We start from the raw sequence: 18,973 nt of genomic DNA, 5'->3' as shown, positions 1-18,973 counted from the left end.
CGCCGGTGCGCATGCTTATATAGCACGAGGGCCACAACGACGGCAGCGGATGCCGCCGGACGCCTCATCTTCGAATGCCAAATCATCAGGGATGCGTTGCCACTCATGCCAGTCATGCCAGGATTTCTTCGCCGATTCTTCGCCCCGCGTTGGCAGCACAGCGACCCGGCGGTACGCCGTCAGGCCATCGCCCGCCTCGATCCCGCCGACGTCGAGGATCGCCGGCGCCTCGAAAGGCTGGCCGCCGACAGCGACAGCGAGGTGCGCCGCGCCGCGCTGGCATGCTTCGACGACCCGGCGCGTCTGGTCGGGCTGCTCGGGCACGACGCCTCCCGCGAACTCCACGAGCGTCTGCTGGACCTGCTGATCGGACGTGCCGGCGATACACCGCTGGCGTTCCGGCTGACCCTGGTCGAGCGCCTCCACGATCCCGACCTGATCGAGGCGATCGCCCTGCAGGGCGACAATCAGGGGCTGCGACTGGCCGCGCTGGCGCGCCTCGATGACGAGGAACGGCTGCTCAAGCAGGCCTGCGAGAACGGTATCGCCGCGGTACGCCAGGCGGCGGCCGAGCGCATCACCAGCGACACCGCGCTGACCCAGCTGACCCGCCGCGCCCGGCGCGACAAGCAGGTGGCGCGGATCGCCCGCATGCGTCTCAACCGGCAACGCGAGGACGCCGCCGAAGCGCGCGAGCGCGCGGCGCGGCGCGAACAGGTCCTCAGTGCCCTCGAGCAACATGCCGAGCATGCCTGGGAACCGCTCTATGCCGGCCGCTATCGCCATCTGCAGCGCGAATGGGAGGCGCTGCCGGACGTGCCGACCCGCAGCCAGGAGCAGCGCTTCCATGAAGCCGCGCTGCGCTGCCGCAAGGCCATCGCCGATCACGAGGCCCAGCATCACGCGATCGCGGCTGCCGACCAGCGTCGCGACGACGCCGACGAGACGCGCCGCTCGCTGATCGAGGCCCTGGAAGACACCCTCGCCGGCCTGCGCCAGGGGGAGTTCATCGGCGAACAGGATATCGCCAGCCTGCAGTCCCAGAAGCGCCTGCTCGCCAACCGCTGGCAGACGCTCTCCGACCAGCATGCCCCGGATACTACGCTCAGCGAACGCTACAACGCGGCGCTGGACGAGTACGAGCGTATCCTGGCCGCCTGGCAGCGTACCGAGACCCAGGCCGCGACGCTCAAGCAGGCGCTCGAGGCGCGCGACGTCACGGCCATTCGCGACACCCTGGCCGCACTGGACTGGCCCACCGACCTGCCGGCACCGGCCCTGCTTGCCCAAGCCCAGCGACACTTGCACGACCAGCGCGCCGACACGAGCGGCGAATCCACGATTTCGGCCGAACGCTTCGCCAGCGACATGAGCACGCTCGACGAGCTGCTCGACCGGGGCGCCTTCAAGCGCGCCAGCCGCCTCCATCAAAGCCTGCGCCAACGCCTCGAGCAGTTGCCCGATGACGCACGTCGCCAGCACCTGCCGGCGCTCAAGCGCCTCGGTGCACAGCTCGCCGAACTGCGCGACTGGCGCGGCTTCGTCGCCGGCCCCAAGCGCGAACAACTCTGTCACGCCATCGAAGCGCTGGCTGACGACCGGGAGCTCAGCGACGGCGAACTCGACCGGCAGCACCGACAACTGGTCAAGGACTGGAAGAATCTCGGCGATGCTGCCGCCGACCGCGAGCTCTCCACCCGTTTCCGCGCGGCCTCGGATCGCATCCACGAGCGGCTCGCCGCGTGGCGTGAAAAGCGCGATGCCGATCGTCAGCAGAACCTGATCGCCCGCCAGGGGCTTTGCGAACAGCTGGAAGCGCTGATCGCCAGGCCCGACCCCCAGGCCGACCCCGACGTGCTGCGGCAGATCCGCGACCGCGCCCGCGAGCAGTGGCGACGCTTTTCGCCGGTCCCGCGCGACCAGGCAGAGACCGTCGGCCAACGCTTCGGCAACATCCGCCATGCCCTGCAGATGCTGATCGATCAGCGCGCCCAGGAGATCGCCGCCAGCAAGCGCGAACTGGTCGAGCAGGCACAGGCGCTGCAGAACGATGACGGCTCGGCCTCGCAACGCGCCGAGCGGGCCAAGGAACTGCAGCGTCGCTGGCGCGAGCTGGGCCGCGCGCCCAAGGGCGAGGAGCAGGCGCTGTGGCGCGCTTTCCGCGGTGCCTGCGACAACATCTTCGCCGCCCGCGAGAACGAGCGCGACGATCGCAGCCAACGCGCCCGCGAGCGCCTCGACGCCATGCAGACGCTGATCGAGCGTCTCGATGCCTGGCAACCGGAAAGCAATCACGATGCCTCGATACTCGACACGGCGATCGCCGAAGCGGAAGAGCTGGAGCCGCTGCCCCAGGGGCGCCGCAGCGAAGGCATGCGGCGCCGCTGGTCAGGCATCGTTCGCGCGCGCCGCGAGCGGTTGTCGCGGCTGGCCGTGAGCGAGGCGATTCATGGCTGGCAGGCCCTGCGGCCGCTGCTCGACGCCCACCTCCAGGCCGACGCCAAGGCACTCGCCGGCGAACCCGCCGAGGAGGTCGAGGGCCATGATTCGCTCGCCACCGACATCCAACGCGCCCATCGGCAGCGCAATGCACTGCGCCGCGATCCGCCGGAGGCCGGCCAGGTCGCCGATCGGCTGGCCCGGCTACGCGTCCATCTGGCGCTGCTGGCCGGTAGCCAGGTGAGCCGTGACGACGAGCCGCTACGCCTGGCGATCCAGGTCGAACGGCTCAACGAAGGGCTGGGCCGCGAGCAGTCCAGGGCCGAGGAGCTGCACGGCGTGCTCGCCGAGATCTTCGCCACCGGTCCGGTGCCGCCGGAGCTCTGGCGGCGCGAAGTCGGCGAGCTCGACCTGCAGCTGTCCCGGCTGGCCGAGCTGCCGCCGCCCACCTGAACGCCCGAGCCATGCCCGTCGACCCATGAAAAAGCGGCCCCCGCTGATACGAGAGCCGCTCTGTGGCCGAAGGGTGCCGGGCGTCCCTTTCAGCCCATGAACTGCCCGCCGTTGATATCCAGGTTGGCCCCGGTAATGAACCCCGAGTCCCGGTCGGCCAGGAAGCACACCGCCCGTGCGATCTCCTCGGGCTCGCCGAAGCGCTTGACCGGTATGCCCTCGCGTATCGACTCGCGGATCTTCTCGGGTATCTTCATGATCATGTCAGTGGCGATGTAGCCGGGAGAGAGGGTATTGACGGTGATGCCCTTGGTCGCGGTCTCCTGGGCCAGCGACATGGTCAGGCCGTGCATCCCGGCCTTGGCCGCCGAATAGTTGGCCTGACCGAACTGGCCCTTGCGCCCGTTGATCGAGGAGATGTTGACGATACGACCGTAGCCGTTCTCGAGCATGTCCCCGAGCACGCAGCGACAGGTATTGAAGACGCTGTTGAGATTGCAGTTGATGACCTCCCCCCATTGTTCGGGACTCATCTTCTTGAGCGTGGTGTCGCGGGTGATGCCGGCGCAATTGACCAGCACGCTGACCGGACCGAACTTTTCGCGAATCTCGCGCACGCCGGCTTCGCAGTCCTCGTAGTCGATCAGATTGGCACCGGACAGGGCGATGTTCTCGAACCCCTCGGCGCGCTGCTCTTCCAGCCAATGCTTGGCTTTTTCGGGATTGTGATAACCCGCCACGACCTGATAGCCCTCCTTGGCCATGGCGCGGCAAATCGCGGTGCCGATGCCGCCGGTACCGCCGGTTACCCAGGCGACGGGTGCTGTTTGTGTCATCTTGTCTCCCCCTGAGTCATTTCTATGGGACCAACGTCGATTTCCATGACGTCTTAGGCAAGGCCAATGGAGCCGCCTGGAGTCAGTATGGTCGAGACTACCGGGTCTGCGCGAACATCCGGCAAACGCTTGACGTTGCGGAATTTGCTGGTAATATGTGCGGCACGATCTGATGCGGGGTGGAGCAGCCTGGTAGCTCGTCGGGCTCATAACCCGAAGGTCGTCGGTTCAAATCCGGCCCCCGCTACCAAACATGAAAAGCCGACACGAAACGTGTCGGCTTTTTTGTGCCTGCCCTTCACGTAGCTGACGACTCAATCGCCTCGTTCACCGCCGGCGGCTGGATCGCCCCCCGCCACCGGACGCGCCATCCCCACCCGACCGATGCCCGGCAACTTGAGCGCCGGTCGCGTCACATCGACGCCCAGCGTCAGCCCCAGCAGGTTCACCTCGAAGCCCTCGGCCCATGCCAGGGTGACGCCCAGCACCCCGTTCAGCGAAGCCTGATAGCCGCTACCGCTGGGGGCGCGCGCGACGAAGCCCTCGCCAAGGTAATCCTTGCCGACGGCCGTCGGCGGCAACGCGACCTCGAGCCCCGGGACCTGGCGAATCACCCATGCCACGAAGGTATTGCTGTTGGGCCCCGGCCATACGCGGTAGCGATCGCGAAACGGGTAACTCTCGACGGCCGCCTCGATGGCCGGGATCAGAGCCGTGGCCGCCTCGCCGCGATAGTCGGCGACCAGCGCGGGGAGACTCCCGAACCAGGCGCGATCGGGAACCCCGGTACGCACCGACACTGCCGGGCGGCGCCAGCCGGTGACCTGCAGCACCCGGTAGCGCTGCGCCCCGGCCGGCTTGATCGCCAGCCAGGTGTGCGTGCCGAAGGCCCCGCGCCAGGCGAAGGCCCGCGCGGCATAGATCTGGACCACCGCCTCACGCGCCAGCGTCGGATCGGGGGCAAGCCCCGCCGAAGAACGGTCGCTGGTCGCCCAGTTGCCCTCGAGCTCGATCTCCGGCCCGGCCAGCATGGCCAGCGGGCCACCGAGCAGCAGTCCCAGGCCGAGCATCAGGCCCGCCCCCCAGCGACGCCAGTGTGGCATGTCGTTATCCTCGTCTCGTCGTGTGCGCCGCAAGGCGCGGGTCCCGTGAGGCGCCCTTGAATAGACGCCCCGCCGCCCGCATAACTGGGTAAATTTCCCGTCAATCAAGGCCTATCGCTATGCCGATCGTCGATCCCCGCACCGGAGACCCGCTAAGCACGCCCCAATCCGAGGCACCTGCGGCTCAGGCAGATCCGTCGCAGTACATCGTGGACATCGACATGACGAACTTCCAGCAGGTGGTGCTGGAAGGCTCGATGCAGATCCCGGTGGTGCTCGACTGCTGGGCGCCTTGGTGCGAACCCTGCAAGAGTCTCACCCCGGTGCTCGAGAAACTGGCCCATGAGTATGCCGGCAACTTCGTGCTAGCCAAGCTCAACATCGAGGACAACCAGCAGATCGCCGCCCAGTTGGGCATCCGTTCGGTACCCGACGTCAAGCTGATCATGCAGGGCCAGCTCTACGACCAGTTCCAGGGCGCGCTGCCCGAAAAGCAGATCCGCGACTGGCTGGCGCAATACCTGAGCGCCCCCCAGGACGCCGAAGCCAGCCCCGAGGAGCAGGCCGAGGCCGCTCTGGCCGACGGTGACAGCGCCACGGCGCGGACCATCTACGAGCAGCTGGTACAGGACTACCCCGATTATCACGACTACCAGATTGGCTTGGCCAGCGCCCTGGTCGGCGAGGGCCGGGCCGACGAAGCCCGGGCGCTGCTCGACAACCTGCCGCCGGAGCATCGCGACGCCGCCAAGGCGCGTGGCGTCCGGGCGCGTATCGAGTTCGGCGAGGAAGCACCGAGCGCCGAGGAAATTGCCGCGCTCGAAGACCGCGACGACAGTGAGGCATGCTTCAAGCGTGCGCTGCGTCAGGTCGCCGACGGCCACTACGAGGAGGGCCTCGAAGGCCTGCTGGGGCTGGTCAAGCGTGACCGCGCCTACGGCGACGATGCCGCCCGCAAGACACTGCTGAGGGTCTTCGACGCCCTGGGCGCCGAGCATCCGCTGACCGTCGCCTATCGCCGCAAGCTGTTCGCACTGCTCTATTGATGCACGGCCCGACAGGCGACGGTCGGGCCCCGGCGAGGCACGCGCCGAGTCGCTGTGACGCCCCGGGTCGCCGCCTATCCGCGGCGCCAGCCACGCAGCCCGGGCGCCACTCGGTGGCGGGCGGCGGTCGCCGGATCGCCCTCCTGCTGCGGCGTCGTTGCACGGGCTCCACGCAGGCAGCCGCCATTCAGTTGCCAGGCCTGGTAATGCAGCCGGTCCACCCAGCGCTGCCAGTCAGGCCAAGCGTCGCGTTGGCTGTCATCGATCATGGCCACCACCTCCGTAACGATAATTGTTATCGTTTGATGGTAAGCGATCGCCGCGCTGCTGTCTTGTCCGCGATCAAGATTTGCCGAGAACGTCATCCAGGCGTTGCAGAGCGGCTTCGAGTCGCTCCGGCGTAGTGCCGAAATTGAGCCGGGCGAAACCCGGCCAACCGAAATCGGCGCCGTCGGAGAGCGCGACCCGGGCCCGCTCGAGCAGGGCCTGCTGGGGATTGTCGCCAAGCCCTGCGCCGCGCAGGTCGAGCCAGGCCAGGTAGGTGGCCTCGGGCAGTCGGCACTCGACACCCGGCCAAGCCGCCAGACGCTCGGCGAGGCGCTGTCGATTGCCGCGCAGGACCTCGAGCAATGCCTGGCGCCAGGGTTCGCCGTCGCGATAGGCGGCCTCGGCGGCTAGCAGCCCCAGCAGGTTGACCTCGGGCATCAGGCCGCTCATGGTCGACTGCCAGCGGCGGCGCAGCTTGGCGTCGGGGATCACCGCGCAGGCGCAGCCCAGGCCAGCGATATTGAAGGTTTTCGAGGGCGCCCATAGCGTGATGATGCGCGCGGCCAGCTCGGGGTGAAGCGCGGCCAACGGGCGATGCGGTTCGTCATCCAGGATCAGGTCGCAATGCAGCTCGTCGGAGACGATCGTCAGGTCATGGCGCTCGGCCAGCTCGGCGAGCAGCGCCAGCTCCTGGCGATCCCAGACTCGTCCGGTGGGGTTGTGCGGATGGCACCACAGCAGCAGCCGTGTCTGCGGGGTGATCGAGGCTTCCAGCGCCTCCCGGGTCAGCCGCCACGGCTCGCCCGCGGCCGGTTCCGCCAACGGCGCCACCTGGGCGATGCGTCCACTGTGCTCGGCGACCTTGAGAAACGGCGGATAGATCGGCGTCAGCGTCAGCACCCCATCGCCCGGCTCGGTCAAGGCCAGGCAGGCCAGGTGCAGCGCCGGCACCACGCCGGGCAGCCATACCTGCCAGTCGGGCTCGATCGGCCAGTCGTAATGCCGCGCGCTCCATTCACAGAGCGTATGGCGCAGGCTGTCGGGCATCGCGTCGTAGCCGAACACGCCATGCGCGACCCGCGTCTTCAGCGCTTCGACGACCGCCGGCGGCGACACGAAGTCCATGTCGGCGACCCACAGGGGCAATACATCGTCGGCGTAGCGCAGCCATTTCTTCGAGGCATACTGGCGACGGTCGATGGACGTGGCAAAATCGAAGCGCATGCGGGCTCCCGCGTTGTCAAAGGGCCGAATAACGATGAGAGATTGAAGATGCCTGAAGCCACCTTCTATGCCAAGGCCATGCGCGGCGCCTCGCGGCTGGTCGGCCACTGGTTGCTGATCGGCGAGGCCAGCCCCGACCGGCTGGCGATGATCCTCGGCGACACCGCACGCCTGGCCAAGCTCGGCGAACCCGAGGATACCCCCGATGGCGCCACGTTGACCGCCTGGAGCGGCGATACCCAGCCGCCGCTGTGGGCGGCACGCACCGCGCTGTTCCTGCTGGTGCAGATGCCCGGCCGGCCGCGGCCCCGCGACGAATTCGAGGCCTGCGCCTGGGCCTATTGCTGGCTGCGTAACCGCGCTTTCGATAGCCCGCAGGATGCGCTCGCCGCGCTGCCCGACCACCTCCACGAACCGTTGCGCGAGCCGCTCGAGCTGGCTTTTGTCGACCAGAACAGCCGGCGGCTCGTCTAGTCGCGTTCCAGCGTCGGCGCGACGACCGCCCACGCCCGGCCAAGTACACTTTCACCCTGGAGATTCATCGATGGAGGTTCCTCTCGCCTGGCAGGTTTCCAAGCTGCTGGTCTCGGTGGGCATCGTGCTGGGCCTTTCGCTGATCGCCGAACGCATCAGCACGCGTGTCGCCGGGCTGCTGTCGGGCTACCCGCTGGGCACGGCCGTGGCGCTGTTCTTCATCGGCCTCGAGATCGGCCCCCGATTCGCCGCCGACAGCGCGGTGTATACCCTGGCCGGCTTCACCGCCACCCTCGCCCTGGGAGCCGGCTACCTGCTGTGCGGCCGCCGCAACGGCCTCGCCGGCGTGCTGGCCGGCAGCGCCGGCGGCCTGGCCTGCTGGCTGGCGGTCAGCGCGGCCCTGGCCAGAGTCGACTTCACCCGCGTCAGCGGCAGCCTGACCACCCTGGTCGCGATCGCGCTGTTCAGCACCCTCTATCGGCGCATTCCCGAACGACGCACCGCCACCCGGAGCGAGTTTTCCTGGTCGGCGCTGGTCTTCCGGGCCGCGCTGGCCGCCGCGATCATCTTCCTGATCACCGGCCTGGCGCATGTGCTGCCGCCGGCCTGGGCGGGACTGCTTTCGGCCTTCCCGGTCACCTTCTTCCCGTTTCTGGTCATCCTGCATCTGGGTCACGGCGCCGCACCCACGGCGACCGTCATCAAGCACTATCCGGCCGGCCTGGGGGCGCTGCTGTGCTACGCGCTCTGCGTCTCGCTGACCTATCCCGCCTGGGGGCTCGCGCTGGGCACCCTGGCCGGCTTTCTCGTCGCCACGCTGTGGCTGTGGGCCTGGACGCGCCTGCGGGCCCTGCTCGCCTCCGCCGAGCCGGCGCGCCTGACTTGACCGCGCCCGCGGGGCGTTGGATTCTGAGTGGCCGACAAGGAGCCGACCATGTTCACCCGTACCCTGGACCCGACCTTCAGCGACACCGATGCGTTGGGACATATCAACAATACTCGCATCCCGGTGTGGTTCGAGTTCGCGCGCAACGACATCTGCCGGTTGTTCACCCCCGACCTGGACCCGCGGAAATGGGTCTTGATCCTCGCCCGCATCGAGGTCGAATACCGCGCCGAACTCTATTTCAACGCGCCGGTCGAGCTCCGTACCGGCGTGTCGTGGATCGGCTCGAGCTCGTTCACGGTCGATCAGGCGCTGTATCAGCACGACCGGCTGGGCGCCGAGGGCAGGACGGTGATGATCCACTACGACCATCAGGCCAAGCGGGCCAGGCCGATCCCCGGGGACGTGCGTGCGGTGCTGGAGACTCACCTGATCGACGCCGCGGTGTTCGCCTCGTGACGCCGGCAATCCGTGCTCTCGAGCAGGCCGGGGCCGCCTTCACGCTGCGCGAATACCGCCACGATCCGGCGGCGCCGGCCTATGGTCTGGAAGCCGCCGAAGCCCTGGGATTGCCGCCACACGAGGTCTTCAAGACGCTGCTGGCGATGCTCGACGGCAAGCGCCTGGCCGTGGCGCTGGTACCGGTATCGCATACCCTCGACCTCAAGGCGCTGGCCCGCGCCGCCGGAGCCAAGAAGGCCGCCATGGCCGAGGCCGGCGTCGCCGAGCGCGCCACCGGCTATGTCGTCGGCGGCATCAGCCCGCTGGGCCAGAAGCAGCGCCTGGCGACCTTCATCGACGCCAGCGCCGAGTCGCTGGAGCAGTTGCACGTCAGCGCCGGCCGCCGCGGCCTGGAAATCAGCCTGGCGACCGCCGATCTCGCACGGCTCACCGCGGCGCGGCTCGTCCCGCTGGCTCGCTAAGCCTTGCGCCCATCGGCGCGCCGCCACCCGACCCGGAGCGATACGAGCATGGCCATTCGTTACGACCTGTGGATCGACCCGGACGACATCGAGCGCCACCGTGCCGTGGAAGCGGATCTCGAGCGCTACTTCGTCGAGCGCTTCGCCGACTACCCGCACATCCGCTTGTTCGGCGACGACCCTTACGATTATGATGCGCCGTTCAATCGCCTCTACGATGCGCTGATCGCGCGCGCCGGCGACTACTGCGAACGCCAGTGGCGCTACGCGCCCTCCCCGGTGCAACTCAACCAGGCCTTCTTCCGCGCGGTGGCGCGCTCGAACAAATTCCTGCGGGGCCCCTGTGATGCTGATCCGAACCGATGAACGCCCCGACGACCGACAGCTGGCCCTGATCGCCGAGCAACTGGGCCGCGCGCCGCGCGGCATCCAGGCGATCACCGCCAGCGATGGCGAGGGCACGCCGCTGGTGCTGCGCATGGAGTCGATCGTCGACGACAAGCCGTTTCCCACGCTCTACTGGCTGTGCTCGGAGCGCCTCAAGGTCGAGCTGTCGCGCATCGAAGCCGCCGGCGTGATCAAGCAGCTCGAGGCGCGCCTGCAGGACGAGCCCGAGTTCCTCGCCGCCTATCATCACAGCCACGAGGATTACGTCGCCCGCCGCTGGGCGAGCATGCGCGAGGCGCATCGCCGGCTGGCCGAGGCGCGCGGCTACGACGCCTTGTTCCGCGAGCGCGGCATCGGCGGTATCAGCAACTGGGACCAGGTGCGCTGCCTGCACACCCAATACGCCCACCACCTCTCCGGCGACAACGTCATCGGCCAATGGCTCGATCGTGAATACGGCGTGGTCGACTGCCTGCCCTGACACGACCCGGCGATCCGCCGCCTGCCCAAAGGAGCACTCCATGCCAAGTATCTGCGTCTACCTGGGCTCGCGAGAGGGCCACGACCCGCGCTTCAGGGAAGCCGCCGTGACGCTCGGCCGTGCCATCGCCGAACGCGGCCTGACACTGGTCTACGGCGGTGCCCGGGTCGGCCTGATGGGCGCCCTGGCCGATGCCGCGCTGGCCGCCGGCGGCGAGGTGATCGGCGTCATCCCCCATCACCTGGTCGATCGCGAACTCGCCCACGACGGGCTCACCAAGCTGGTGCGCGTGGCGGACATGCACGAACGCAAGGCGAGCATGGCGGCGCACGCCGATGCCTTCGTCGCCCTGCCCGGCGGTATCGGCACGCTCGAGGAGCTGTTCGAGATCTGGACCTGGCAGTACCTGGGCCTGCACGACAAGCCGATCGGCGTGCTCGACGTCGCGGGCTTCTACCGCCCGCTGCTGGAATTTCTCGACCAGGCCACCGAATGCGGCTTCCTCGATGCGACGACCCGGGCCCGGCTGGCCGCGGCGTCGGAGCCCGGGCCATTGCTCGACCGGCTCATGAGGCCGGCTGGCGTGGCCGCCTCGCCGGCATCGTCGTAGCCTCGCCGACCGCCGGCGGCGCGTGACCGGAGTCGCCAACCGCTGGTGTCTCGCCGATATAGCGCCGCCGCTTGTCCGGCTTGAGTCGCGCGACATCGACCACCACCAGGCCATCCAGGCAGTAGCCGAAGTCGGCATCGACGCTGAAGTCCATGAACCGCACGCCGCCCGGCTCGGTCAGCTCGCAGTATTGCTTGTAGAGTACCGGCACGCTGGCTCCCAGGGCCTCGATCTGCTCGCGCAGGCGCCGGAAGTCGCCCTCGCGCTCGTCGCCGCAAAACAGCCGTTCGGCTTCCCGCCGCCCCGCCGTCGACATCATGAAAGGCGCCCTGGCCCGCACGCATTCCGACAGGTCGCCGTAGTAGTGCCGGTAATAGCTGACCAGCAGTTCGCGGGCGCGCAACGGCAACCGCCCCGAGATCGTCACCGGCCCGAACAGCCAGCGCACCTCGGGGTGACGCCGCAGGTAGGCGCCCAGGCCCAGCCACAGGTAGTCGAGGCTGCGTCGCCCCCAGTAGCGTGGCTGGACGAAGCTGCGTCCCAGCTCCAGACCCTGTCGCCAGTCGTCCCAGGGCGCCTCGTCCATGTGGAACAGGGTCGGCGAATAAAGCCCGTCGAGCCCCCGGCGATCGAGCAGTCGCCCCACCTCGCCGAGTCGATAGGCGCCGGCGATCTCCAGGTCCCGCTCGTCCCATACCAGCAGATGGCGATAGTGACTGTCGAAGTCGTCGAGGTCACGGCGGCGGCCGCTGCCCTCGCCGACCCGGCGAAAGGCGATCTCGCGCAGCCGGCCGATCTCGTGCAGCACCACCGAATCCCGCGTGCCTTCATAGAGCCGTATCTGCTTGCCGTCGCGGGTCGCGCCCAGATGCTCGGCTTGTTGCAGCTCCTCGCGCAGGGCCTGGCGGTTCCCGGGATGCGCGATCGCCGCCTCGCCCCGATAGATGCCCCGGCGGCCGCTCCCCAGACGGTAGACATGCTTGCGCAGCAGCTTGAGCTTGACCGGCGTCGCCAGCTCCGCGTGGTCGAAGCGTTCGAGCGGGATCAGCTCGCCGGCACGGACACGCAGCAAGCGGTCGCGCTGGCGGAACATCTCGTGAGGCAGCAGTAGCGTGCCCAGTTCGTTGCGCAACGCGGCCAGGGCATAGAACCACCAGGAGTTGCGTCCCTGGACGTGCAGCGGCAGCAGCGGCGCATTGGTGCGTCGCGCCACATGCAGGAACCCGGCCTGCCAGCGCCTATCGCGCACGCCACGGGGGCCGGCGCGGGAGACCTCGCCGGCGGGAAACACGATCACCGCCTCCTCACGATCGAGCGCGGCGCCGATGTCGGCCAGGCTGCGCCGAAAGCCGCGCCGCCCGAGGTTGTCCACCGCCAGCAGGCAGTCGGCCAGCGGCTCGAGCTGCGTCAACAGGGTGTTGGCGACGATCCTGACGTCGGGCCGCACGTCGGCCACCAGCCGCAACAGCGCCAGCCCGTCGAGCGCGCCCAGCGGGTGGTTGGCGACGATCAATACCCGGCCGAGCGCCGGAATGTTCTCGCGCTCGCGCGACGGCAAGGTGTAGCCGAAGCGAAAATGCTCGAGCACCTGGTCGACGAAGGCGATGCCGCGACGATCGCGGTGTTCGACGAGAAAGGCGTTGATCTCGTCTTCATGGACCAGGCGGCGCAGCAGCGAACAGATCCCCTGCCGCAACCATCCGGGGAGACGCTCGAATCCCCTCAGGTGATGACGCAGCGCGCGTGCGATGTCGATCATGGTCCGGTCCCGCTCTTGTCGGTATCGGACACAGCATGCCGATGGCATATGACAGTGACGTGGCCGCCTTGGCTTGGCTACAGTGAGCAGGCATACCAGCAAGGAGCAACGGATGTTCGCCATCACCATCGAAGATGATCAGACGCTGACCTGGCAGGAACAGGACGCCCCGCGCAGCGAGAGCCCCCGAGACGTACGCATCCGCGTCGCCTGGGCGGGCATGAACCGCGCTGACCTGATGCAGCGGGCCGGGCAGTATCCGCCGCCGCCCGGCGCTTCCGAGACCCTGGGCCTCGAGATCAGCGGCACGGTGATCGAGGCCGGCCCGCAGGTGGAGCGCCTGCGCCCGGGCGACAAGGTCTGCGCGTTGCTGGCGGGCGGCGGTTACGCCGAGGAGGTGGTCGTCCGCGAGGAGCAGGTGTTGCCGCTGCCCCAGGGGTACGGCCTGCGCGAGGCCGCGGCGCTGCCCGAGGTCTATGCCACTGCCTGGCTGAACCTGTTCATGGAGGGCGGGCTGCGCCACGTCGAGGGCCGCCCCGAGCGGGTTTTGCTGCATGCCGGGGCAAGCGGCGTGGGCACCACGGCAATACAGCTATGCCGGGCCTTCGGCTACCCCTGCTTCGTCACCGCCGGCAGCGATGACAAGATCGCCCGGTGCCGGCAACTGGGTGCCGATGGCGGCTGGAACCGCCACCAGGGCAGCTTCGTCGAGGCCGTCAATGACTGGGGCGGCGCCGATGTGATCCTCGACCCGGTCGGAGCGAGCTATCTGGCCGAGAACCAGCGGGCGCTCAACACGGATGGCCGGCTGGTGCTGATCGGCTTGATGGGCGGGCGCCACGCCGAGCTCGACATGGGGCGCATGCTGATGAAGCGCCAGTGGCTGATCGGCTCGACCCTGCGCAGCAAGTCCGCGAAGGCCAAGGGGGCAATTCTCGACAGTCTATACACGCATGTCTGGCCGCGCCTGGCGGGCGGCGAGTTGCGTGCCCTGATCGACCGCGACTGGCCAATTCAGAAGGCCGCCGAAGCCATGGCTTTCCTGGAAAGCAACGACAGTTTCGGCAAGGTCCTGCTGTCGGTCAGCGGCGAGGGCTGAAGCCTCGCCAAGGAAGCGCATCATGGAATAGAGCAGCGGGAAAGGCGACAGGCGCCGAGAGAACAGGCTCGCGAAGCGGGGCCGGTAGCCCAACGCTTCCAGGCTCGTTCACTGCTGGGTATCGCGGGTACGCTGGTAGGTGAGCTGTAACAGGCGCGCATCTTCACCGGCGCGATGACGCTGGATTCCGCGCTCGAGAATCAGCGCTTCCTTGGTACGCTTCCAGCGGGCCAACTGCGATTCCTCGAGCAGCGAACGCAGTGCCTCGAGACGAAAGCGCGGCAACATGCCCGCGTGATGGAACAGCAGCGACAGCCAGGTGTTGTCATAGCCCCAGCTATCGCTGTAGGCGATGCCGATCTCGGCGAGTTCATCGTTGAGCCAACGTGCCACCTCGATCACCGGATAGCCCTCGCGCTCGAGCCGGCTACGCGAAATGCCGTGCAGCAGCTCCGCCTTGGGGTCCCAATGGGTCCATTCTTCCTGGGGCTGGATAAGGAAGGCGCAGACACTGCCATCGGCCCGGGCCAGACCGACCTCGATGGGATAGCTGCCCCGGCCAAAACCGGACGCTTCGATATCGAGAAGAGTGGGCAGCGTCACATCATCTATCCTTTGTTACCGGCAGCGGCGGCGGGCGATAAATCAACGGGCAACCTGGACCCGCGACGACACGGGCCACGGGCCGGGCTGCCCGACCTGCCTAGCGTACGGTGTTAGGCGACGCGAGGCGACCCCCGAAAGACGATCAGTGGGTGAGCGTCCGCTGGTCGATCTGGCCGAGTTCACCATGACGCTCGGCAAGCGCCTGCCACTGGGCCGCACGCCGGGGGTCGACGGGCAGCCCGAGTTCGCCGAGGCGATACGCCTGGACAAGACGCTCCGCCGCTTGCGGATGGCCCGCCTCGCCGGCTCGCGCATACCAGGTCACGGCATGATCATCGCGCCGTGGATACTGGGAGCAGCCGTATTCGTAGATACGACCGGCCTGGTACTGGGCGCGACTGTCGCCGGTATTCGCCGCCTGCAACACGTACCGGGCGCCCTTGGCCTTGTCCTGGGGGGTTATGCCGCGATGAAACAGCATGTGCCCGTAAACCGACAATGCCGTGACATGCCCTGCCTCCGCACAGCGCTGAAAAAGCCGCAGCGTGAAGCGCTGCGTGCGCGGTGATCGGGGTAGCCAGCGGGTATGGAACAGCTGCTCTGCCAACCGGAATTCAAGCCGGATGAACAAAGAAGATGGCTGCGGCATGGCGACTAACACCTTGATCGAGTTTGCCTGGGTGACGGCGTCTGGCACGACGCTCTACGAGCTGCGAGCCAACCCGCGCGTCATCTCCTGACTGCCAACCGCCCGGTCTCCGCCGGGGCAACGGGTGGCAAGCATACGCCCCACCATGGCCCGACTCAACCCCCATTTGCCGCCTTCTGAACGGCCCGTTACCATGCTGTTTTCCGCCATTTTTTCGGAGCCTCGAAGCATGCAGCAACGAGCGTTAGGCGATACCGGGATCAGCGTCAGCCGACTCTGCCTGGGCACCATGACCTTCGGCGAGCAGAACAGCGAAGCCGAAGCCCATCAGCAACTCACCCGGGCCGTCGACGCCGGGATCAATTTCATCGATACCGCCGAGATGTACCCGGTCCCTCCCAAGGCGGAGACCCAGGGGCTCACCGAAGCCTATATCGGCAGTTGGCTCAAGGCACGCGGCAAGCGCGATGACCTGGTCATCGCCACCAAGGCGGCCGGCCCGGGGCGCATGGAACACATTCGCGGCGGCGCGCAACTGACCCGCAGCCACATCCAGCGGGCCATCGATGCCAGCCTGCAGCGCCTGCAGACCGATTACGTCGACCTCTACCAGCTCCATTGGCCGGCACGCAACGTCAACATCTTCGGCCAGTTGGGCTACGCCCCGGACCCCGACGAGGACCCCACGCCGCTCGAGGAGACGCTGACAGCGCTCAAGGAACTGGTCGACGCCGGCAAGGTCCGCGCCATCGGCCTGTCCAATGACACCCCCTGGGGTGTGATGCGTTGCCTGCACCTGGCCGATACCCTCGGCCTGCCGCGTGTCGCCAGCGTGCAGAATCCCTACAACCTGCTCAACCGCAGTTTCGAGGTGGGCCTGGCCGAGATCGCCCATCGCGAGAACGTCGGCCTGTTGGCCTATTCGCCACTGGCCTTCGGCGTGCTGTCGGGCAAGTACCTCGACGGCGCCCGCCCCGCAGGCGGTCGCATCACCCTGTTCGAGCGCTTCTCGCGCTACACCTCGGACGTCGCCGAGCAGGCGACCCGCGCCTATGTCGATATCGCACGCCGCCACGGTCTCGACCCGGCACGGATGGCCCTGGCCTTCGTCAATTCGCGGCCGTTTTTGACCAGCAACATCATCGGTGCCACGACCCTGGAGCAACTCGACAGCAATATCGCCAGCGAAGACCTGGTGCTGTCCCAGGCCGTTCTCGACGAGATCGAGGGTTTGCATCGGCGCCTCTCCAACCCCTGTCCCTGAGCGCCATGCCAGGCCTATGAGGCCGATAGCGAAGGGCCGATCGGCCCCCCCGCTATCGGGCCTGATATACTCTCCCGCTGACCACTCGTCGCTTCTGGAGCTCGCCATGCTGAGCGTGATTTCCCCGGCCAAGACGCTGGATTTCGAAACCACCCCGACCACCACGATGCAGACTCAGCCGGACTATCTGGCCCAGAGCCAAGAATTGATCGAGATCCTGCGCGATTACTCGCCGCAACGACTCGCCGAGCTGATGGGGATCAGCGACAAGCTGGCCGGGCTGAATGCGGCACGCTACGCCGAGTGGCAGCCTCCGTTCGACCTGGACAACGCCAAGCAGGCCGCGCAGGCCTTTCAGGGCGATGTCTATGTAGGGCTCGACGCGCCCGCCTTCAGCGACGAAGACAACGCCTTCGCCCAGGACCATCTGCGCATCCTCTCCGGCCTGTATGGCCTGTTGCGCCCGCTCGACCTGATCCAGCCCTACCGGCTGGAGATGGGTACGCGGCTGCCCAACCCGGCCGGCAAGGACCTGTATGCTTTCTGGAAGGAGCGCCTGACCCGCGATCTCGATCGCGCCGTGGCCGACAGCGGCACCCCGGTACTGGTCAATCTCGCCTCCAACGAGTATTTCAAGGCGATCGATACCAAGCGGCTGTCATCGCGCGTGATCACGCCGGTCTTCAAGGACGCCAAGAACGGCCAGTTCAAGATCATCAGCTTCTACGCCAAGAAGGCGCGCGGGTTGATGAGCGCCTGGCTGATCCGGCAGCGCCTCGACGAGCCGGAAGGCCTCAAGGACTTCAATGTCGCCGGCTACCGCTACAATGCCACGCTCTCTCAGGGCGACACCTGGGTCTTCACCCGCGAGGAAGCCACCCACGATTGATCCGGCACCATATCGATATCCGCTGGGAGCGCTCCGGGTAACCCAGTAGAATGGCGGAGTACCTTCACGCCGCTCCCGGAGAAACACATGCGTCATTTATTCATCATGCTGATGGTTGGTCTGCTCGGCTTCGGCCTGGCCGTCGATCACGCCGAAGCCCGCCGTCTCGGTGGCGGCAAGAGTTTCGGCTCCTATTCCCGCTCCACGGCACAACAGCCTGCCGCGACCCAGCGTGCGGCCGCGACACCGCAGCGCAAGCCATCGGCAGGATTGTCGCGCTTCGCCGGCCCCTTCGCCGGATTGCTCGCCGGCGGGCTACTGGCCTCGCTATTCTTTGGCGGCGGCTTCGACGGGATGCGCATGTTCGACATTCTGCTGATCGGTGGCGCAATCTGGCTGGCCCTGCGGCTCTTGAGCCGACGCCGTGCGGCTACCGTCGCGGGTCCGGCCGCCCCTCGAAGTCAGGAAGACTCGGCTCAAGCCACCCAGCCCCAGGCCTTCACCTCTTCCGGCATCCAGAGCAGCGGACTCGGCGCTCAGCCCGAATGGTTCGACAAGACGCGCTTTCTCAACGATGCCAAGGAACATTACATGGCGCTGCAGCGCGCCTGGGACAATAACGACCTGAGCAAGATCCAGGAGTACGTGACTCCCGAACTCTACAACCTGCTGCGCGAAGAGCGGGCCAGCCAGCCGGCCAACAACCGTACCGAGATCGTGCGGCTGTTCGTCGAACTCGGCGACGTGCAGGAATACGCCCAGCAAGCCGAGGCATCAGTCATCTTCCACGGCATCATCGACGAAAACGGCGATCACAACGAGTTCAACGAGACCTGGCACCTGACCCGCGACCTCCGCGAGGGATCGCCCTGGTACGTACAGGGCATCGAGCAGAATCCCGCTGCCTGAAGGGAACGACGACGCACTAAAAAGCCGGGCCCGGGCCCGGCTTTCTTATGCGTTGCGTTCACGAACGCTCAATTGTCCTGCGCGTCCTCGGCAGCATCCTGTACGTCTTCGCCCATCTCCTCGACGCTGTCGCCGGCATTTTCAGCCGCTTCGTCGATGTTCTCGCCCGCTTCCTCGGCCGGCCCCTGATCATCGCAGGCAGCCACACCACCCAGCATTAACGCCAGCATCATGGCCAGCCCCAGCTTGCGCAGCAGATTCTTTTGCATCGTCTCCTCCTGAGAACGTAACGGACTAGAACCAATACCATACAGCGCGTAAAGATGAACGCCAACTGCTTGTTTCACAACCAACCCGAGTCCGGCGCAACGCACGAGGCACAGCCGAGGCGCTACCACTTTATTCCGCGCATAAAAAAGCCCCCGAGGTGGCCGGGGGCTTTTGCGTGACGAGGCCTGACGAGGGGCGGGACGACCACTCGTCGGGCGGCGCTCCGTCGGGCGGCGCTCCGCGACGCGTCAGGGAAGTCCCGAAACGACAACACCCCCGACCACTGGCCGGGGGTGTCGAAATAAATGCCTGACGATGACCTACTCTCGCATGGGGAAGCCCCACACTACCATCGGCGCTGAGCGGTTTCACTGCTGAGTTCGGCATGGGGTCAGGTGG

General features: G+C 67.3%; 21 protein-coding genes, 1 tRNA gene and 1 rRNA gene. 14 read left to right on the top strand and 9 right to left on the bottom strand.

Translation table 11 applies throughout. From position 1 onward, the window contains the following. Positions 1 to 105 precede the first annotated feature (105 nt). Complete coding sequence (locus tag HR9077_RS19250) at positions 106 to 2,892, top strand: DUF349 domain-containing protein (protein ID WP_348532937.1); 2,787 nt, start codon at positions 106 to 108, stop codon at positions 2,890 to 2,892. 89 nt (positions 2,893 to 2,981) lie between these two features. Here HR9077_RS19250 and phbB read toward each other — a convergent pair whose 3' ends face one another. After that, complete coding sequence (phbB, locus tag HR9077_RS19245; RefSeq protein WP_136068923.1) at positions 2,982 to 3,728, bottom strand: acetoacetyl-CoA reductase; 747 nt, start codon at positions 3,726 to 3,728, stop codon at positions 2,982 to 2,984. A 173-nt stretch (positions 3,729 to 3,901) separates the two neighbouring features. On the opposite strand from phbB, the gene HR9077_RS19240 reads away from it, so the two are divergent. Beyond that, positions 3,902 to 3,978 (top strand) — tRNA-Met (locus HR9077_RS19240). Positions 3,979 to 4,042: 64 nt separating this feature from the next. On the opposite strand, the gene HR9077_RS19235 is transcribed toward HR9077_RS19240, so the two are convergent. After that, positions 4,043 to 4,831, bottom strand: coding sequence for a DUF3750 domain-containing protein (locus HR9077_RS19235; RefSeq protein WP_136068922.1), 789 nt, complete (start codon positions 4,829 to 4,831; stop codon positions 4,043 to 4,045). Positions 4,832 to 4,950: 119 nt separating this feature from the next. Here HR9077_RS19235 and HR9077_RS19230 point away from each other — a divergent pair, with 119 nt between their 5' ends. Next, positions 4,951 to 5,877, top strand: coding sequence for a tetratricopeptide repeat protein (locus tag HR9077_RS19230; protein WP_136068921.1), 927 nt, complete (start codon positions 4,951 to 4,953; stop codon positions 5,875 to 5,877). Positions 5,878 to 5,951: 74 nt separating this feature from the next. Here the strand turns inward: HR9077_RS19230 and HR9077_RS19225 are convergent, their stop codons facing one another. Next, a complete protein-coding gene (locus tag HR9077_RS19225) occupies positions 5,952 to 6,146 on the bottom strand; it encodes a hypothetical protein (protein WP_136068920.1) in 195 nt (64 codons plus the stop codon). Positions 6,147 to 6,219: 73 nt separating this feature from the next. Continuing rightward, positions 6,220 to 7,368 (bottom strand): MalY/PatB family protein, encoded by a 1,149-nt coding sequence (locus tag HR9077_RS19220; RefSeq protein ID WP_136068919.1) that lies wholly within the window; start codon positions 7,366 to 7,368, stop codon positions 6,220 to 6,222. A gap of 48 nt (positions 7,369 to 7,416) precedes the next feature. Between HR9077_RS19220 and HR9077_RS19215 the strand changes: the two genes are divergently transcribed. From HR9077_RS19215 to HR9077_RS19185, 7 genes are all read left to right on the top strand, one after another. Next, on the top strand, positions 7,417 to 7,842 hold the full coding sequence (locus tag HR9077_RS19215; RefSeq protein WP_136068918.1) for a hypothetical protein: 426 nt from the start codon (positions 7,417 to 7,419) through the stop codon (positions 7,840 to 7,842). 70 nt (positions 7,843 to 7,912) lie between these two features. Next, complete coding sequence (locus tag HR9077_RS19210; protein ID WP_136068917.1) at positions 7,913 to 8,728, top strand: hypothetical protein; 816 nt, start codon at positions 7,913 to 7,915, stop codon at positions 8,726 to 8,728. Between the two features lie 48 nt (positions 8,729 to 8,776). Next, positions 8,777 to 9,187 carry an acyl-CoA thioesterase gene (locus HR9077_RS19205; RefSeq protein ID WP_136068916.1) on the top strand — a complete coding sequence of 137 codons (411 nt, stop codon included), beginning with the start codon at positions 8,777 to 8,779 and terminating at the stop codon, positions 9,185 to 9,187. Continuing rightward, the gene (gene ybaK, locus HR9077_RS19200; protein WP_136068915.1) at positions 9,184 to 9,651 is read left to right on the top strand and encodes a Cys-tRNA(Pro) deacylase; all 468 of its coding nucleotides are present in this window, start codon (positions 9,184 to 9,186) and stop codon (positions 9,649 to 9,651) included. The genes HR9077_RS19205 and ybaK overlap by 4 nt, the downstream gene beginning before the upstream one ends. A gap of 48 nt (positions 9,652 to 9,699) precedes the next feature. After that, on the top strand, positions 9,700 to 10,017 hold the full coding sequence (locus HR9077_RS19195; RefSeq protein WP_136068914.1) for a hypothetical protein: 318 nt from the start codon (positions 9,700 to 9,702) through the stop codon (positions 10,015 to 10,017). Further along, positions 9,998 to 10,519 carry a DUF501 domain-containing protein gene (locus HR9077_RS19190; protein WP_136068913.1) on the top strand — a complete coding sequence of 174 codons (522 nt, stop codon included), beginning with the start codon at positions 9,998 to 10,000 and terminating at the stop codon, positions 10,517 to 10,519. Before HR9077_RS19195 ends, HR9077_RS19190 begins: the two co-directional genes overlap by 20 nt. A gap of 40 nt (positions 10,520 to 10,559) precedes the next feature. Further along, complete coding sequence (locus HR9077_RS19185) at positions 10,560 to 11,129, top strand: LOG family protein (protein WP_136068912.1); 570 nt, start codon at positions 10,560 to 10,562, stop codon at positions 11,127 to 11,129. On the opposite strand, the gene HR9077_RS19180 is transcribed toward HR9077_RS19185, so the two are convergent. Beyond that, positions 11,086 to 12,888 carry a bifunctional ornithine lipid synthase OlsF gene (locus tag HR9077_RS19180; protein WP_136068911.1) on the bottom strand — a complete coding sequence of 601 codons (1,803 nt, stop codon included), beginning with the start codon at positions 12,886 to 12,888 and terminating at the stop codon, positions 11,086 to 11,088. The genes HR9077_RS19185 and HR9077_RS19180 overlap by 44 nt on opposite strands. 112 nt (positions 12,889 to 13,000) lie before the next feature. On the opposite strand from HR9077_RS19180, the gene HR9077_RS19175 reads away from it, so the two are divergent. After that, on the top strand, positions 13,001 to 13,987 hold the full coding sequence (locus HR9077_RS19175) for an NAD(P)H-quinone oxidoreductase (RefSeq protein WP_136068910.1): 987 nt from the start codon (positions 13,001 to 13,003) through the stop codon (positions 13,985 to 13,987). A gap of 108 nt (positions 13,988 to 14,095) precedes the next feature. Here HR9077_RS19175 and HR9077_RS19170 read toward each other — a convergent pair whose 3' ends face one another. Beyond that, complete coding sequence (locus HR9077_RS19170) at positions 14,096 to 14,590, bottom strand: hypothetical protein (RefSeq protein ID WP_136068909.1); 495 nt, start codon at positions 14,588 to 14,590, stop codon at positions 14,096 to 14,098. A gap of 145 nt (positions 14,591 to 14,735) precedes the next feature. Then, entirely contained in the window at positions 14,736 to 15,242 is a 507-nt protein-coding gene (locus HR9077_RS19165; RefSeq protein WP_136068908.1) for a tetratricopeptide repeat protein, read from the bottom strand. A gap of 229 nt (positions 15,243 to 15,471) precedes the next feature. Between HR9077_RS19165 and HR9077_RS19160 the strand changes: the two genes are divergently transcribed. The 3 genes from HR9077_RS19160 to HR9077_RS19150 all read left to right on the top strand — a co-directional run bounded on the left by HR9077_RS19160 (position 15,472) and on the right by HR9077_RS19150 (position 18,304). Next, a complete protein-coding gene (locus HR9077_RS19160; RefSeq protein WP_136068907.1) occupies positions 15,472 to 16,506 on the top strand; it encodes an NADP(H)-dependent aldo-keto reductase in 1,035 nt (344 codons plus the stop codon). A gap of 106 nt (positions 16,507 to 16,612) precedes the next feature. After that, the gene (gene yaaA, locus HR9077_RS19155; protein WP_136068906.1) at positions 16,613 to 17,395 is read left to right on the top strand and encodes a peroxide stress protein YaaA; all 783 of its coding nucleotides are present in this window, start codon (positions 16,613 to 16,615) and stop codon (positions 17,393 to 17,395) included. Between the two features lie 87 nt (positions 17,396 to 17,482). Then, positions 17,483 to 18,304, top strand: coding sequence for a Tim44 domain-containing protein (locus HR9077_RS19150; RefSeq protein ID WP_136068905.1), 822 nt, complete (start codon positions 17,483 to 17,485; stop codon positions 18,302 to 18,304). A 68-nt stretch (positions 18,305 to 18,372) separates the two neighbouring features. On the opposite strand, the gene HR9077_RS19145 is transcribed toward HR9077_RS19150, so the two are convergent. Beyond that, entirely contained in the window at positions 18,373 to 18,573 is a 201-nt protein-coding gene (locus tag HR9077_RS19145; protein ID WP_136068904.1) for a hypothetical protein, read from the bottom strand. Between the two features lie 308 nt (positions 18,574 to 18,881). Continuing rightward, positions 18,882 to 18,973: ribosomal RNA gene (gene rrf, locus HR9077_RS19140) — 5S ribosomal RNA — on the bottom strand; the annotation flags it as partial.

The sequence above is a fragment of the Modicisalibacter radicis genome (genome assembly GCF_900961225.1).
Classification (GTDB): Bacteria; Pseudomonadota; Gammaproteobacteria; order Pseudomonadales; family Halomonadaceae; genus Modicisalibacter.
The sequence above is the reverse complement of the archived record's forward strand: the minus strand, read 5'-3'. Positions and strand labels throughout refer to the sequence as shown.

Coding starts and splice junctions, on each gene's coding strand:
- HR9077_RS19250 (WP_348532937.1), top strand. CDS start 106: ATGCCAGTCATGCCAGGATTTCTTCGCCGATTCTTCGCCCCGCGTTGG.
- phbB (WP_136068923.1), bottom strand. CDS start 3,728: ATGACACAAACAGCACCCGTCGCCTGGGTAACCGGCGGTACCGGCGGC.
- HR9077_RS19235 (WP_136068922.1), bottom strand. CDS start 4,831: ATGCCACACTGGCGTCGCTGGGGGGCGGGCCTGATGCTCGGCCTGGGA.
- HR9077_RS19230 (WP_136068921.1), top strand. CDS start 4,951: ATGCCGATCGTCGATCCCCGCACCGGAGACCCGCTAAGCACGCCCCAA.
- HR9077_RS19225 (WP_136068920.1), bottom strand. CDS start 6,146: ATGATCGATGACAGCCAACGCGACGCTTGGCCTGACTGGCAGCGCTGG.
- HR9077_RS19220 (WP_136068919.1), bottom strand. CDS start 7,368: ATGCGCTTCGATTTTGCCACGTCCATCGACCGTCGCCAGTATGCCTCG.
- HR9077_RS19215 (WP_136068918.1), top strand. CDS start 7,417: ATGCCTGAAGCCACCTTCTATGCCAAGGCCATGCGCGGCGCCTCGCGG.
- HR9077_RS19210 (WP_136068917.1), top strand. CDS start 7,913: ATGGAGGTTCCTCTCGCCTGGCAGGTTTCCAAGCTGCTGGTCTCGGTG.
- HR9077_RS19205 (WP_136068916.1), top strand. CDS start 8,777: ATGTTCACCCGTACCCTGGACCCGACCTTCAGCGACACCGATGCGTTG.
- HR9077_RS19195 (WP_136068914.1), top strand. CDS start 9,700: ATGGCCATTCGTTACGACCTGTGGATCGACCCGGACGACATCGAGCGC.
- HR9077_RS19190 (WP_136068913.1), top strand. CDS start 9,998: ATGCTGATCCGAACCGATGAACGCCCCGACGACCGACAGCTGGCCCTG.
- HR9077_RS19185 (WP_136068912.1), top strand. CDS start 10,560: ATGCCAAGTATCTGCGTCTACCTGGGCTCGCGAGAGGGCCACGACCCG.
- HR9077_RS19180 (WP_136068911.1), bottom strand. CDS start 12,888: ATGATCGACATCGCACGCGCGCTGCGTCATCACCTGAGGGGATTCGAG.
- HR9077_RS19175 (WP_136068910.1), top strand. CDS start 13,001: ATGTTCGCCATCACCATCGAAGATGATCAGACGCTGACCTGGCAGGAA.
- HR9077_RS19165 (WP_136068908.1), bottom strand. CDS start 15,242: ATGCCGCAGCCATCTTCTTTGTTCATCCGGCTTGAATTCCGGTTGGCA.
- HR9077_RS19160 (WP_136068907.1), top strand. CDS start 15,472: ATGCAGCAACGAGCGTTAGGCGATACCGGGATCAGCGTCAGCCGACTC.
- yaaA (WP_136068906.1), top strand. CDS start 16,613: ATGCTGAGCGTGATTTCCCCGGCCAAGACGCTGGATTTCGAAACCACC.
- HR9077_RS19150 (WP_136068905.1), top strand. CDS start 17,483: ATGCGTCATTTATTCATCATGCTGATGGTTGGTCTGCTCGGCTTCGGC.
- HR9077_RS19145 (WP_136068904.1), bottom strand. CDS start 18,573: ATGCAAAAGAATCTGCTGCGCAAGCTGGGGCTGGCCATGATGCTGGCG.